Genomic DNA, 15,700 nt, shown 5'->3' with positions numbered 1-15,700 from the left:
TATCTCCATTTTATTGTGTGTAGTGTGTCGCTTAAGTATTTAGGTTATTTAATCAAGCTTGTTGATTTAAATTTAGTCGCCCTGTGCAACCCAGGTAGAACCTACCCCCACTTCCGACTCTTGAATGTAATGTAGCCCTTTTGCTCCAGCACCCCCTTGCGCACCCTCTGGATTAGTTTCAGTTAAGGTGTTTGGTGCGGTAACAAAGTCAGGCTCTTCTTTATCATTTTCAGCTGGATTTTGGTCTATAGCGCCATCTGAATCGAACTTGCCATTACCATTAACGCCTCTAATATCAACCCAGCTTTCATCTTCAACATCGCCAGATGAATAACTATCACTAAAACCGAAGTTGTTTGAGAAGACTGATTCATCGTGATTTATTAAGTCGCAGTCATATTCAAATGAGTGGTCGCTGCTGCTAGCATCAAAAGGTAAAAACAACCCTTGAGCTTCGGCATTGTCATTTAAACCATTAGCAATTAAATTTGCGTCAAAGTTAATAACAAAGAAGTTTTTTGTTAAGCCGTATAACGTTTCATGGAACTCTTCATTTAAGTCATCACAATCATCAGCTGAGACTTTAGAGCCAACCTCTGTACTAAAAACAATAGGTTGAATAGAGTTAAGCACCGTATTTTTGTTCACATTAAGGGTAAAGTCACCCGGATTGTCGAGTATAGTTTGGTTGCCATCTCTTGGTACTCCGCCATCTCCTTGTGAAAGCGGGTTAGCAGTAAACACGATACCACCGGTTTCTTTACCATCTGCACGAATACCAGCAATATAGTTGTTGCTCACGGTATGGCCCAAAGGAGTGATTAAAACACCGCCTGGCCTATCATCACTGTCCATAATCTCAGAAGTACGGATCATAATATTGTCAGTAACCGTATTGTAGCCGCCATCTTCGAGCGAAATAGCACCATTAGGATTAATAACCGTATTGCCCTTAATTGTTGCCCCTGAAGTTTGAACGCGCATTAATCGGCGCCCCGTAATAAAGTTATCTACACGGTTATATTGCACAGTTAAATTTGCATCAGTGGCAGCAGCGTTGCCGGTTGTATTGCCGACATTGATTAGCATCAAACTAGAGTCATAACTTACGATTTCATCACCTTCGTCAATCTCATTGGTAAATAAGTTATACTGCAGCGTATGATCAACACTTGAGGAGGCCATTTTGATTACTGAGCCTTCAAGCGCATTGTCACGGTTTGTGAAGGTATTACGTTCAATTAGAGCGTTATTCCCTTGTAATACCATCCAGTGGTAGGCCTCGTTGTTTAAAGTTTCATCCTCGCCATCCATGGTATTTTCAGAAAATACAAAGTCGTCACCTTCAGAATAAATAACCGCGGCTTCTTCAAGATCACAAAATGAATCGATTTTGGTGTCAATGTTTATAAAACTCAGGCCGCTTATCTCAGCACCAACCACACCACTGGCAACATGAAAACAAGTTTCACCAAGAATCTTCGGGGTTTCCCCTTCAACGGCACGTAAAGTCACTGCACTAGTTAATAGAATAGGCTCCATATCATCATAATTATTGCTTTTAAGCCCAACAACAGTACCATCAGCTAAACCAGTATTGACGGCTCCTACAAGTTCATTAGCGTCACTAACTATCTGACTATAAACTAAAGTAGTCAGGGCACCTTCAACGGTCGCTTCTGGGAAATTATCATTATCGTTATAAGTAGCGCGGACAGAAATAATTGCACCAGCATAATCTGAAGGAGTGAAAGTTTTACTATTTTCACCGACAACTTCTACTCCATCAGCTAACCAAGTATAAGAAATATTAGCTTCGTCAACACCGTTGTTATCAAATACCTCAGCTGTTAATGGAGCATCGGCTAGATAAGGAACAACCCCTGAAATCTCCACACTACCAGGTTCATCAATCGCAAATTCGGTGACAGGACCAACAGGTTCAGATAAATTATCTTCTGGAAAATCATAGTCATCGATATAGGTTACTTGCACGGTTATCGACATACCTAAAAGTGACGGATCAACAACATAGGTACTTTGTGTTTCACCGGCTATTGCTTCATCATCTACAAACCATTGATAAGTAATTTCATCAGGTAAACCATCTGGATCACTAGGAACAGCAGTTAACGTATCGCCAAAAGCTGGTGTACCTTGAACAATAACGTCACCTTCAAAATTAACACGCTTGACTGGAGTTGTTGCGCTAGAGGTTGCGGATTCTTCAAAGCCTCTGTCATCTACAAAAGTAGCCATCACGGTGATAGCAGCGTCCAGCTGTGCCTCTGTTAGCTCAAGCGTAAGCAGTACTTCATCTTCTATTTCAACACCGTCAGCAAACCACGTATATATAACAGTGTCGCTATCAAAACCATTTTCATCTGCAACATTCGCAGTTAACGTTGAGCCAATAAGTGCATCACCTGTAAGCGTGACCGTAGAGTCAAAAGCAACAGCTGAAACATTATCCGTTGGCTCACTAAGATGTGACTCATTAATTCCACCATCGTCGGTGTAAAGTGCCTGCACTGTAACTGGCAGGCCTACTTGTTGATCAGTAAGTGTAAATGATGAACTGTTAGCCCCCGAGATCATCTCACCATCTGCATACCAGTAGTAAGTAATATCAGTTGATATACCGTCAGAGTCATTGACACTTGCACTTAATGACTCACCTGTTAACGCGGTTCCCGATAGGGATACAGACCCCAGCGTATTCGTATTATTACTTGTGTCACTGTTACAACCCATTATTGCTGCTGCAACAGCGCATAGTGCAAAGTTTTTTAAGTTCATAAAGGTTCTACTCTCCAATTGCATGGTTATAATTTTTTAGTAGCTCTCAAGTCAACATATTACCAAATGAACGAAAATGTTATTACCAAATTATTTTACATTTACGTACAATTGTTAACCAAGGGGTAATATAATCATACTAAAATGAAACTTACCAGTACAATCGATCAATAAATACAACATTTAATTCACAATTAATCCTCCAAACTTTAATAGTAAGGGATCAACTAAGACTAAAGGTCAGTAACAACCTGCACAGGATGGGCATTACCAATTAACATGCACTGGTAATAAAGTAAAAATTAATATTTGCTTTGAAATTTTACAAGAGGGTTTTTAAACAGACTTAATTGGTTAGAGGTGTAATCTTTTAGAATTTAAACTTATGGGGGTGTAGCTACGATAGCAGCTTAGCGGCATAAAAAACTAAGTCACTTTGACTATATGTCAAAGTGACTACTTAACTTGAACTTACTATTAAATTTCTACTTCATTCATTGCTTGCAGAAATATATCTTTAGGTGCGACAGCACCAGGTTGCTGAATAACCGTAGCCGCCGCTTTTGCAGCCAATTTTACGGCATCAGTGACAGTGTGTGCTGACATACGAGCACCAAGATAAACACCATTAAAGGCATCTCCAGCAGAGGTTGTATCTACTACATTTTTAACCGGCGTGATGCTATGGCTTAACTGTGTGTTATTTTCAATAGTTACAACTGATTCAGGGCCATTTTTAACTACTATTTCTGATAGTTCATATGACTTACAAAAATCAACTACACCTTCCACACTATGAATATCATAAAGCTTGGCAAAATCTTCAACTCCAGGCAGTACAATATCAGCTAAACTAAATGCTTGATCGTATTGTTCTTTAGTTTCCTCGGTCGTTTGCCACAGACGTTCACGGTAGTTAGGATCAAAAACAATCTTTACTCCCGCTTTTTTAAGTTCAGCCAGCTTTTGCCAAAATAGTGATCTGGCACCTTGCTCTATAACAGCCAACGAAATACCTGAGAAAAAGAACATTTCTGCAGATGCTAAATCCGCAAGCGTATCAGCATCTAAAAAATCAACCACTTTTTTGGCAGCAGAATCATTACGCCAATAGGTGAAACTGCGTTCTCCTGCTTCATCAGTTTCAATGTAATACATGCCAGGTACTTTATCGTTATGCGCAAAAACAAATTGAGTGTCTATCATTTCACTGCTAAAACGCTCACACATTTGTTCACTTAGTTTATCTTGCCCAACGGCAGTGACCATCGATGCAGTAACATCAGGGAAGCAGCGTTTTAAATATACAGCTGAATTATAAACATCCCCAGCGAATGACTTATATAAAGTTGATTCACTCATTGCTCTGAGCTCAACCATACATTCACCAAAAAAATAAATGTTTTTCATTTTAAATACTTACCATAAGTAACGCTCAGCGATGGGACAAGGATATGTCCGCACCGCGTAACTTTTATATCAAATTATTAGAGCTTCTTTAGTGGCTCAATTTTTGGAATTAGTATCCAAACAGCTGCCATCGCAATAATCGCTAATGACGCACCTATTACAAACGCAGGCATATAGTTCCCTCCGGCGGTTAAATAAGGAACTAGCGAAGTTAATCCTACTGCACCTAGTTTAGCAGCCATACCTGAAAATCCAGATAATGTACCCACTGCTTTTTTACCTAATAGGTCGCTTGGTAATGTTTGTACATTGCCAATGGCTGTTTGAAAACCAAACAAGATAACGGCCATAATTAGTACAGCCACAACTGGCTCACCTGGATCCGCCATAGCAAGTAAAGCAGGCAACATAATCAAACACCCCAGCGTAATTGTCAGCTTTCGTGTTTTATCAGTATTCCAGCCGGCCTTAAGCCTGTTTTGCGCGAGTAATCCACCAAACCAAGCACCAAACATCGCACCAACATAAGGAACCCAACCATATATACCAATAGATTTTACATCCATGCCATACACTTCATTTAGGTAGATAGGTATCCAAAATACAAATAGCCACCAAATTGGGTCAATTGCCGCAGACGCAATTATAACGCCCCAGCTTTGCTTACGTTTTAATAACTCACCAGTTGAAGGGTTATACTCATCTTCGTCACTAGTTTCTTCACCATTATCATCAAGTCGTTTTTGGCCAGTTAATATATATTCACGTTCTTCTTCTGTGATCCACGGGTGAGAACCTGGTGGTGATTTAACTAGAATTAACCAAGGTAATAACCAAAGAAAGCCCAGTGCACCTATAATGATAAAGACTAATTGCCAGCTAAAGTAAACTGTTAAATAAGCAATAAGAGGAATTGCAATAATACCGCCAATGGCTGCGCCGGAGTTAAAAATCCCCTGAGCAAGTGCACGCTCTTTCGTAGGAAACCATTCTGCATTACCTTTTGCAGCACCTGGCCAGTTACCCGCTTCGGCAACACCTAAAATAGCGCGGAACAAACTAAAACTCAGAACACCTTGCGCCAATGCGTGTGCAATAGTAGCAAGAGACCAAACACCAATAGAGAGTACAAAACCTAAACGAGTACCTATCCAGTCAAATATTTTACCAAATATAGCTTGGCCAAAAGCATAAGCAAACACAAACACAATTGAAATATTAGGGCGTGTTGATCTTTGTGGTATGAAAAACAAACAGCATGAAGATAAGGTATAATTGAATTCGCCAGAAAACTTTACACCGAACCTACATGCCAAGATTAATGTTAACAGACGGGACATGGAATGTCTTATCAAAAGTAATGTACTTAAGTGGTCGAATTTATAATAAGCCCAACCATAGAAAAACGCTCGAAGGCATACTGTATAAGATGCGCACAGGTATTCCATGGCGAGATTTACCTTCTGATTTTGGCCGTTGGAGTGCTATCTACAGACGGTTTAATTTATGGTCCAAAAAAGGGATTTTGAATGAACTGTTTCGCGCATTATCTCGTGATGCGGACATGGATTGGGTCTTCATTGATGGCAGTATTGTCAGGGCTCATCAACATAGTTGCGGTGCAAGAACTGCTGACAATGAATCAATTGGAAAGAGCCGAGGTGGAAATTCTACGAAAATTCATCTTGCAGTCGATAGCGGAGGGTTGCCTGTTTATTATGAATTATCCTGTGGGAATACGCATGATATCGTCCATGCAGAGTCACTCGTAGCTAATTGCCCAACAAGTAATATGGTTGTCGCAGATAAAGGCTACGACAGTGAAAAACTGAGAGCGTTTGTTCGTGATAATAACGCTACACCCGTTATTCCACGTAAGGGCAACAGTTTAGTAGGCAATGAAGATATTGACTGGTGCATGTACAAATATCGGCACTTGGTTGAGAATGCATTTGGCCGTATTAAGCAATATAGAGGGATAGCCACGCGGTATGAAAAGCTTGAACGAAATTATCATTCAATGCTCGCTTTAGCATTTACTATGATGTGGCTACCAATGTGGGCTGATTGATATATGTACTACAAAGATCAACAGCCCCTAGCGTATATTTGCTTTTGTTCTAAAACTGTTTTATCGGGAAATAAGTCATTAACAATATCTGGCCACAGCACACTAAGTGCTTGGCGGTCTATGTAGTTTATTATGGTGGCAAGTGCAATTAATGCTATTACCCACCAACGTAAGCCTTTAAGTTTCATAATTAATCCTTAAGGAAATCTTCTCGCATAGGACTAAAGGTATCAATTAAAATACCGCCAGTTGGACAGGTTGCACCATGATCAGCGTGTGGAGGCATAAAGCAGCTATCACCGGCTTTTAGCACTTTAGTTACGCCATCAATATTAAAATGAAATTCACCTTCAACAACATAGGTAACTTGAGAATGACGATGCGCGTGGTTGTAACCAATCGCACCTTCACTGAACCAAATTTTTACTGCCATTAACTCTTCGTTATAGCCTAGCATTTGACGTTTTAAACCATTACCTAAATCTTCAATTTCAGCTTCATTGCCAAATGAAAAGTGCGCACTTTGCTTTTGCATCTAAATTACTCCTAATCATTATTCATTTAATAAACAGCGCATTGGCCTTTTAAATAAATATTTTATTTTTATGTAAATGTTCACTTGCTCAGCTAACTGCGCGTCACCCATCAATAGGAACTTAACCACCTAACCTTTAAGGCTGGTAATGCCAACTGCGTGGCTTAAGATCATTAGGCTCATCACGCCAGTAACCTACTAAAATATATAAATATAATGGTTAATTACTTATACGATAAATTAGGTTAATATTTTAATAACCTGATAAAATAGTAATTATTATCGTTAAGAAAAACCAAGTTAAGCTATTATTAGCGCTTAAAAACAAGTACTTCATGATAAAAAGATGAGTAACCTGAATTAAGCGCTGTATTACACGGTACTGATATTATTTTTCTAATGTGCGGAAATAATCAAAAATTTCTGGCACGTTACCTTTACCCATACCTGCGTCAAATGCAGCTTGTAAATTAGCAGAAGAACCTTCGGCTATCTTCGACTCTGTACCTAAATCTTCAACCATTTGTAGGAAGTAACCTAAATCTTTGTTTGCATTAGCAATTGAAAAACCAAGGTCGCTTACATTATCAACAGCATAGTTTTTACAAAACTTCATAAATGGAGAGCTAGAAGGGCCCGTAGACATAATATCGAAAAGCTGCTGACGATCTACACCAGCACGGTCTGCTACTGAAAATGCCTGAGACATAGCACATACTGTTGTCATACCCATAAAGTTATTGATTAACTTCGTTGTATGGCCAGCACCCAACTCACCAAGATGGAATATATTCTCACCTTGCTCGTCTAAAACAGGTTTAACTTTATTGAACGTTTCAATATCACCTGCCGCCATAATATTAAGTAAGCCATCTTTAGCATGAGCTGGAGTTCTGCCTAGCGGTGCATCGATCATACCTACACCCTTCTTAGCTAAATCAGCGCCAATTTTTTGCGTTGATGAAGGAATTGAAGTACCAAAATCAATTAATACTGAACCTTCTTTAATACCTGCAAGAATGCCATCGTCAGCATAAACAAGTTTTTCAACGATAGTTGATGTAGTAAGGCAAAGCATGACAATATCAGCGCCGGCAGCTAACTCTTTCGCATTATCAGCTGACTTTGCTCCTCTGGCAGTACATGTCGCTACAGCCTCTTTATCGAGGTCCATAACAATCAGCTCATAGCCTTTGTTTTGTAAGTTTTCGGCCATATTCCCGCCCATTAAGCCTAAGCCGATGAAACCGATGATAGGTTTTGACATGTTTAACTCCTAGTGTGATAACACTTGTTTGTAAGTAAAAATAACTGCCGTAGAACGCCATTTATTATTAATTAAATAGAGCCACATTTAACTTTACGCTAAATATAACTCTGGTTATATATCGATTCCCTCTAAACCTTACCTTAGAGGTTACCAATTTTCATGCAAAAACATTATTACTATATATCCAATTTGTCAACCAATAACTAACATTTGTAAAGTTAAACATCGCTTCATGTAACTTTAATTTAGAATTTTCATTATCACTCACTCCCCTGCAGCGCACTATAACAAAGGATTTAGTAGGAAATGTCACTCTCTGGTGCATATAATTGCGAAAAGATAACTTATCATAAATATTGGTAATAAAGGTTTGCTGAAACTTAAGCTGTATATATATGTAAGATGAGCCAACACCCTGCAATTCACAGGGTTAGCTTAGGAACTAAGTAAACGTTATAAATTTACTTTAGGGTCTTATATGGACTCCCTATTAATGTCAAAAATAAAATTGAAATAAATTAGATGCTAGCTTATATACGGGCTCAAATTGAGGAGCTACCCCTGGCCTCAAATGTATTCGCACCTTCATGACTTTTCTGTTGAGCAGTTTTTCAAACTTCAGACCCTAACAGTCTATTGAAGGTCGGTCTTACCTATTTCAATCGATCTTTCTGACAAGTCTTTAAGCCACAAGTAATTGTGGCTGATAATCTTTGTTATGCTTTTGCATTGCAAAAGCCGTTCTGATTGTTTTATTTGCTAACGCTATAGCGGCTACTTTTTTGCCTCGACGTACACTTAATGCTTTTAACCATATATCTTTTTGGCTACGAACTTCTCTTTTTTCTAGTTGTGAAACAACAGCTAATGCGCCTTTATACAAAGCACTACGCAGCTTCTTATTTCCTACTACTTTAGATATCGAGCCTATATTTTGTTTTCCCCCGCTACTATGCTGTACTGGTGTTAGACCAAAGCAGGCCGCAGCTTCTCGACCATTTTTAAAATGGGTTATATTACCTAGTGCTATTTTAATCAGTATTGCACAGACAGGTCCCACGCCTTCTAATGCTTGCAAACGTATACAGGTTTGATCTTCTTTAATTACTTCATGCAATTGCTTTTCAATCAGCTTCACCTCTTCAATCGCCTCAGTAAAACGCTGATAAACTCGGTTAATTGTGAAGCGAAAAGCGCCTGTTAGGCTGTTTTCAGCATCTTCTAATATCTCAGGTATCGCTTGGGTCAACTTCGTATCCCCTTGAGCAATTGGGTAACCAAACTCTAACAATAAAGCTCTTAGTTGATTACCTAAACTGACTTTTTCTTTGACTAATAAATCACGCATACATTCAATGCCTTGTAAGCATTGCTCTTGCACTGAAAGTAAACGACTTCCTTTTATATGAGGCTGTCTCGCTGCAACTGAAATAGCCAGCGCATCATTTGCATCGGTTTTCTGCCCTTGACGAAATGCTTTTACCTGTCGCGCGTTAATCGCTTTGATCTGGTGCCCTGCCTGTTTAGCAAATTGCGCCCAATAATGCGTTCCGCCACATGACTCCATAGCAACTAAAGATTGCTTTTCTTTAATTAATAACTCTTTAAGCTTGGCTCTGCTTATTGTTTTGTTATAAATAACTTTGCCATTGCTTTGCGTTTTGCAAACTTGAAATAAATTTTTTGCTAAATCAATCGCTATCACATTACAATTCAACATGTATGGGCTCCTTAGTAAAAGTTTGGACACTTATTACGTTACTTCTGATGGAAGTGGGAGTCCATACATCTGTTTAAGACGAGCTTATTACTATGTAAGGGCGCCTTGGTGGTAGGAAAAACAAACACATCGAGTAGGGTGAGGCTTATGCCTCATCCCTCTCACAGAACCGTACGTACGGACCTCGTATACGGCTCCTGTACCCTTCACATTTTATCAACTTATTTCCTAAACGCCGATAAAGCAAGCCATCCCGTATTCACTTTTTCTATTGGATATAAACCAAGCTCCTCAAACCATTGGTTTGGCATCGATACACAAGATAAAGGGCTTAGTGAGTTACGCCACGAGTTCATCTTAATGAACTTAAACGGTGGCTTTTTTCCTAACTGCTTTAGTCGTCGATGTAGCCTTGATGGCTTCTTCCACAACCTCAGCTGTATTGCCCTTAGTCTTCGTCTGATCCAACCTGCCAAGGCTTTTAGCTCTCGTTTACAATTGGCTATACTAAAATAATTTACAAAACCGCGCACAACTGGATTTAGCCGTTTTATTACTTCTGCTAAATTTATGCCGCCGTTACGTTTTGTTAATTGCTTCACTTTTTGTTTAAACCCGATGAGTTTTGATGCTTGTATCCGTGTCCACTGGCTACCTATCTCTACTCCCAAAAACTTCACTCCTTTGCTGCTATGAGCAATATGGGTTTTATTTTGGTTCACGGTTAATTTCAAGTCTCGCTCTAGTATCTGGGTGGATGCCTTAAGTGCTTCTTGCGCTGCTTTTTCTGTGCTGCACAAAATCAAGATATCATCTGCATACCTCACTATTCGGTGATTACGCTTTTTCATTTCTTGATCGAAAGCATCTAGGTAGATATTGGCCAATAACGGGCTAATTACGCCACCTTGTGGGCTTCCTATCGTACTAGCCTCCCAGTGTTCACCTATCATTACTCCGCTTTTTAAGAACTGATTAATCAGTTTTAAAATACTACCGTCCGTCACTTTGCGTCTAACACTCCTAATTATCAAAGCATGATCAAGCAGGTCAAAACACTTCGACAAATCCATGTCTACGACCCAGTCGCGATGGTATTTACGGATAAATACACTTGCTTTACTGATAGCGTCATGACAGCTTCGTTTCGGCCTATACCCATAACTCGATGGGTGAAAGTCGATGTCGAATATCGGTTGGAGTATGTTCAATAGTGTTTGTTGCACTATTCGGTCTCGAACTGCGGGGATACCTAGCATTCTGACACCGCCATCATCTTTGGGTATTTCCACCCGTTTGACAGGTTGTGCCCTATATTGCTTGGTTTGCAGCTCAAGTTGCAGTTGTTTTAAGTTTGCTTCTAAATTCAGGGCGAATGCGCCTACGGTCTGCCTATCTATTCCGGCCGCTCCTTTAGCTGCTTTCACTTTTTTGAATCCCTTGTACAGGTTATTAATGTCTAATAATTGTCCGTACAAGCTGTAGTAAACTGTCATTTTCTGCCTTTGCTTGCGGTATGTCTGCTCGTGTCACTCTACTTATCGCTGATTCTTCATGATGACATTAGGTGTGCTAGCCTTTTTTGGCAATCTGCCTAAGTGGTCAGTCATTACTCCATTGCTCGCCCTTCAATTCTCAGCGTCTACATTCCTGTTTGGCCGTCATATTTTGGCTATTTCCGTCGAAATACTTGTGAGCCGATAAACAAAAGTTCCCGTCTTTCATACGCTTAAAGAATACTTCCCCCCTTCGCAATCAATTAAAGCTTTTGGCTAAAGTTGACCCCATCAAACATAATGTTGATGGTCGGCTTGGTTTTCCCCTCCACACCATTACTGGCTTTCATCGGCCTAGCCTTACTCACTACTACGGGTTCATCTGCCACCTCACACCGACACTAAATCTTGGCTTTCACCTTGAATTTAGGCCACTTACTCTCATTAAGTTTAGATGCCAGGCTTCCCCAGTTACTGCACTGGCTCCCTGTTAGAAATCCCACCCTCAAGCACAGTATTGGTCTGACTAAGTATAGGGCGTTGCGCTATTTTGCACGCTGACCCACCAATACTGCCGAAACAGGTTACGGTTAGTTGTGTACCTCTAACTTCTTATGGCTTCCTTCAGACCCCACCGTTGGCCAGTGACGCCCTTGCCATTCAGATTATCTTCCCCTTAGTCAGGGTGATAAGGCATCTTTCAGCCTATCGGGTTTGCCAGCTTCGCTGGGCAAACAAAAAAGCCCGCAGCTTGCACTGCGGGCTTTTTCTTGAATGAGTGAGTCAGCCGATAAGCCGGGTTTTGTCCTTTCCTAAGAAAGTGATAATCATTCGTCTAGGCCATAAATCGCTCTATGGCTCAAGCAACCTACCCGGTTCTCACGTGGGCCACGCGTTCATTATTTAAAATGATAGAACCCTATTTGGTCTTGCTCCGGGTGGAGTTTACCTTGCAACCAACTGTTACCAGTGGCCCGGTGCGCTCTTACCGCACCCTTTCACCCTTACTAACCCGAAGGTTGGCGGTCTCCTCTCTGCTGCACTTGTCGTGGGCTCACGCCCCCCAGCCGTTAGCTGGCACCCTGCCCTATAGAGCCCGGACTTTCCTCCCCCTGCTCATTTTCGTCACAGGCAGCGATTATCTTGGCTGACTCGGCGCGCATTATACCTGAGCTTAACGCTGGGTGCAGTAAAGATTTAACCTTTTTCATCAATAATTGTTTTATATAGGGCGTTTTTCTTCATACCAAAATATTCAGCAACAATGCCACAGGCTTTTTTCATTGGCATTTCACTTTCGAGTAAAGTCAACATTTTACGCGCTTCTGGAGAGATTTCATCAACAAGCTTTGGTTTCCCCGGCAACATTAATACTATTTCGCCACGCTGCTTGGCTGGGTCGTTAGTTAAAAACTGTTTTAATTCAACGACGGTGCCATCAAAAAATGTTTCAAAGGTTTTGGTCAGCTCTTTGGCGAATACCACTTGCTGCTCTTTACCAAGTGCCGCTTCAAGGTCGTCTAAGCTCGCCATAATCCGATGAGTACTTTCGTACATAATACTGGTGATATTTGAACTAACCGCTTCGATAAAAAAGTCTTGTCTGGCTTTACTCTTAGCTGGAGTGAAACCTATAAACTGAAAGCGATCTGTAGGGAGTCCTGAGCAACACACGGCAGTTATTGCAGCGCACGCCCCGGGGATTGGCGTAACATGAGCACCTTGCTCACGACATAAATTAACCACCGCATAACCTGGGTCGCTAATAAGCGGTGTTCCGGCATCTGAAACTAGTGCTATATTTAAACCTTGGTTCAGCTGAACGATGATCTGCTGAGCTTTTTGCTTTTCATTATGATCATGTAATGCAAAGGTTTTAGCCTTAATACCAAAATGACTTAGTAGCTTTCCGGTATGGCGAGTATCTTCAGCCGCGATTAAGTCAACTTGCGATAGTGTCGCAATTGCACGCTGGCTCAAGTCGTCGAAATTACCAATTGGGGTGGCGACAATGTAAAGAGTGCCAATTTTATCTGAATTCTCCTCATTTAACATTGAGGTCTCCTGCGTCAGTCAGTAATATAAGCAAATCGCGATAACGTATTGGGAAATCATTGTGCGACTTAAACTTGTTAGTCTAATTATTATATTGTCAGGGTTATCGGCTTGTAGTACAACCGAAAAACCGACTAAAAACACTGAAAACCTCAGTTCAGCCACTAACACGGTACAAAATCAAAATATTGATGCACTTTCGATGTACCAAAATGCCTTAAATCGACAAGGTGCTGATAAAATACAACTACTTTATAGTGCGCGAGATGCGGCTATCACACAGCAGAGCTGGCCGTTACTTGAACAAATTTGCTCTGAACTTGAACGTACCCCCAGTGTCGATAAAATACAAAACTCACTTTATATTGCCTACGCCCAAATTCAACAAAATAAAAACAATCAAGCGTTAGAGCTACTTAATAGCGTAGACGGTAAGTTAAGTTTGCCTGAACATAGTGCTTGGCATCAATATTTAACCGCCAGTATTTACGCTTCACAAAATATGCCAAAACAAGCCATGCCTTATTATTTTAATGCGTCTGAACTTGCTACCAATAATGATATTGAGATCCCGAATTTAAACAAAGCTTTATGGACCAACATTCAACAGCTTTCATCTTATGCACTAGAGCGCTTTAATCGAGGTTCAGTTATCCAACAAGGCTGGGTTAATCTAGCTCTTTATAATCAAGTTTATTTGGGTGAACCAGTTGAACTTCATCAAGCAATGAATAACTGGCAACGTCGTTATCCTGGGCACCCTGCAGCCGCAGTTCTACCCAAAAAGGTCACTGAATTAATGCAGGTAAAGCCTCTTAACATTGATCGTATTGTGGTTTTGTTACCTCAAACAGGTGCAAATACCCGATTAGGCGATGCCTTAAAGGCCGGTGTATTGGCGGCGCTTGATAACCAAGATATTAACGAAACAATTTTCATTGATGAAACTCTCAGTAGCGATGAAATAGCCCTTGCACTTAGCGAGCATAAACCAGACTTTGTTGTGGGGCCGCTTCTTAAAAACAATATAGAAAAATTAGCTGCAGCTAAAACCTTACAAAATATTCCTACGCTTCACCTAAATAACTCTGATGGTGAGCGAGCTTCATTACAACATTACTATTTTGCCTTAAGTCCTGAACATGAAGTCCAACAAGCACTCGAACACTTTTTAGCTATTGGCTACCAAAAACCAATGTTGCTAGCGCCAAATACCGCTGCAGGCCAACGCTTGGTTGATTATTTTGATTTACAGTGGCACCGTTATAGCGAGACAAAAGCGGAAGTCGGTTTATATAACGATAGACAAGATATGCCCAAAACTATTGTTGACTTACTTGAAGTGGATAGTTCTAAACAACGTATAGATGTTGTTAAATCACTTTTCAAACCTGAAGTTGAAAGTGAGACGCGCTCACGTGGTGATATTGACGTGATTTATATTTTGGGTGACGCTATCGAAACTCGCTTGATAAAGCCATATTTAGATGTAAACGTCAGTACATTTTCAGAGCGCATTCCCTTATACGCCAGCTCAAAAAGTCACAGTAAGCAAATAGACAAAACCGATAAAGGCGACTTAGAAGGCCTTTATTTTACTGAGTTACCGTGGATGTTGGATGAACAACTAAATAACAACCACACATTGCGTCACCAGTATGAATCTCTTTGGCCTGACCAAGCCGACATAATCCAGCGCCTATTTGCTATGGCTTATGACTCTATCTCAATGCTTAGTGATATAACGCAATTAAGTATGATCTCAGGTAAACAATACTCAGGGTTAACAGGCCAACTTAGTATTGCAAGCGATGGCCAAGTAACACGTCAATTAAATTGGGCTCAGTATAAAAATAAACAAATTAAAGCGGTCTCACTTGAAACCAGACAACCATTACCACTATTTATGCAGTCAGCGAGCACAGAGCAACGCGCTGAGTAATTATATTTACCTATGACAAGGAATGTAACATGTCGTGGTTTAAACAACTGTGGCACAATAGCCGTGAAAAAGGACAGTATTATGAGCTACAAGCGCAAAAGTACTTAATTAGCCAAGGGTTAACTGCAATAGAGCGTAACTACAATTGCCAGTTTGGTGAACTTGACCTAATCATGCGTGACGGCGATAAATTGGTTTTTGTAGAAGTTAAATTTCGTAAAAATAACGCTCGCGGAGGCGCGAATTATGCTTTAAGTAAACAAAAGCAATCGCGCTTACGCCGCACCATATATCACTACTTAGCAGCTAAGCATCTGCCGACACAATCAATGCGCATTGATTATGTGGCAATTACCGGCGAAAGCGCACCACAAATTAATTGGATAAAAAACGTATTTTAAT

Annotated in this window: 10 protein-coding genes, 1 other RNA gene and 2 pseudogenes; 3 read left to right on the top strand and 10 right to left on the bottom strand. The window is 40.4% G+C overall.

What is annotated here, in order from left to right:
- Nucleotides 1-72: 72 nt before the first annotated feature.
- The 3 genes and pseudogenes from ACT3S9_RS02315 to ACT3S9_RS02305 all read right to left on the bottom strand — a co-directional run.
- Complete coding sequence (locus ACT3S9_RS02315; RefSeq protein ID WP_441836517.1) at nt 73-2,799, bottom strand: poly(beta-D-mannuronate) lyase; 2,727 nt, start codon at nt 2,797-2,799, stop codon at nt 73-75.
- Nucleotides 2,800-3,276: 477 nt separating this feature from the next.
- Nucleotides 3,277-4,209: a sugar kinase gene (locus ACT3S9_RS02310; RefSeq protein ID WP_441836516.1), complete on the bottom strand. Its 933-nt coding sequence runs from the start codon at nt 4,207-4,209 to the stop codon at nt 3,277-3,279.
- A 77-nt stretch (nt 4,210-4,286) separates the two neighbouring features.
- Nucleotides 4,287-5,429: pseudogene (locus tag ACT3S9_RS02305) on the bottom strand (MFS transporter); the annotation flags it as partial.
- Between the two features lie 89 nt (nt 5,430-5,518).
- Between ACT3S9_RS02305 and ACT3S9_RS02300 the strand changes: the two are divergent.
- Nucleotides 5,519-6,280 (top strand): IS5 family transposase, encoded by a 762-nt coding sequence (locus ACT3S9_RS02300; RefSeq protein WP_089367531.1) that lies wholly within the window; start codon nt 5,519-5,521, stop codon nt 6,278-6,280.
- A gap of 29 nt (nt 6,281-6,309) precedes the next feature.
- On the opposite strand, the pseudogene ACT3S9_RS02295 reads toward ACT3S9_RS02300, so the two are convergent.
- The 7 genes and pseudogenes from ACT3S9_RS02295 to rsmI form a co-directional block, all read right to left on the bottom strand.
- Nucleotides 6,310-6,468 (bottom strand): annotated as a pseudogene (locus tag ACT3S9_RS02295) (MFS transporter); the annotation flags it as partial.
- 2 nt (nt 6,469-6,470) lie between these two features.
- Nucleotides 6,471-6,815 carry a cupin domain-containing protein gene (locus tag ACT3S9_RS02290; RefSeq protein ID WP_444511470.1) on the bottom strand — a complete coding sequence of 115 codons (345 nt, stop codon included), beginning with the start codon at nt 6,813-6,815 and terminating at the stop codon, nt 6,471-6,473.
- A gap of 388 nt (nt 6,816-7,203) precedes the next feature.
- Nucleotides 7,204-8,082, bottom strand: coding sequence for an NAD(P)-dependent oxidoreductase (locus ACT3S9_RS02285; protein WP_444511471.1), 879 nt, complete (start codon nt 8,080-8,082; stop codon nt 7,204-7,206).
- Between the two features lie 685 nt (nt 8,083-8,767).
- Nucleotides 8,768-9,805, bottom strand: coding sequence for an IS110 family transposase (locus ACT3S9_RS02280; protein WP_301563131.1), 1,038 nt, complete (start codon nt 9,803-9,805; stop codon nt 8,768-8,770).
- Between the two features lie 221 nt (nt 9,806-10,026).
- Nucleotides 10,027-11,301 (bottom strand): group II intron reverse transcriptase/maturase, encoded by a 1,275-nt coding sequence (gene ltrA / locus ACT3S9_RS02275; RefSeq protein WP_086960535.1) that lies wholly within the window; start codon nt 11,299-11,301, stop codon nt 10,027-10,029.
- Nucleotides 11,302-12,076: 775 nt separating this feature from the next.
- Nucleotides 12,077-12,456: RNase P RNA component class A (gene rnpB, locus ACT3S9_RS02270), an RNA gene on the bottom strand.
- Nucleotides 12,457-12,498: 42 nt separating this feature from the next.
- Complete coding sequence (rsmI, locus tag ACT3S9_RS02265; RefSeq protein WP_441833659.1) at nt 12,499-13,356, bottom strand: 16S rRNA (cytidine(1402)-2'-O)-methyltransferase; 858 nt, start codon at nt 13,354-13,356, stop codon at nt 12,499-12,501.
- Nucleotides 13,357-13,417: 61 nt separating this feature from the next.
- Between rsmI and ACT3S9_RS02260 the strand changes: the two genes are divergently transcribed.
- Nucleotides 13,418-15,298 (top strand): penicillin-binding protein activator, encoded by a 1,881-nt coding sequence (locus ACT3S9_RS02260; protein WP_441836128.1) that lies wholly within the window; start codon nt 13,418-13,420, stop codon nt 15,296-15,298.
- Nucleotides 15,299-15,327: 29 nt separating this feature from the next.
- Entirely contained in the window at nt 15,328-15,699 is a 372-nt protein-coding gene (locus ACT3S9_RS02255) for a YraN family protein (protein WP_441836129.1), read from the top strand.
- Nucleotide 15,700 lies beyond the last annotated feature (1 nt).

It is taken from the genome of Pseudoalteromonas sp. AOP31-A2-14 (genome assembly GCF_052378035.1).
In the GTDB taxonomy this organism is placed as follows: Bacteria; Pseudomonadota; Gammaproteobacteria; order Enterobacterales; family Alteromonadaceae; genus Pseudoalteromonas.
This window is presented reverse-complemented; position numbering and strand designations above follow the sequence as displayed.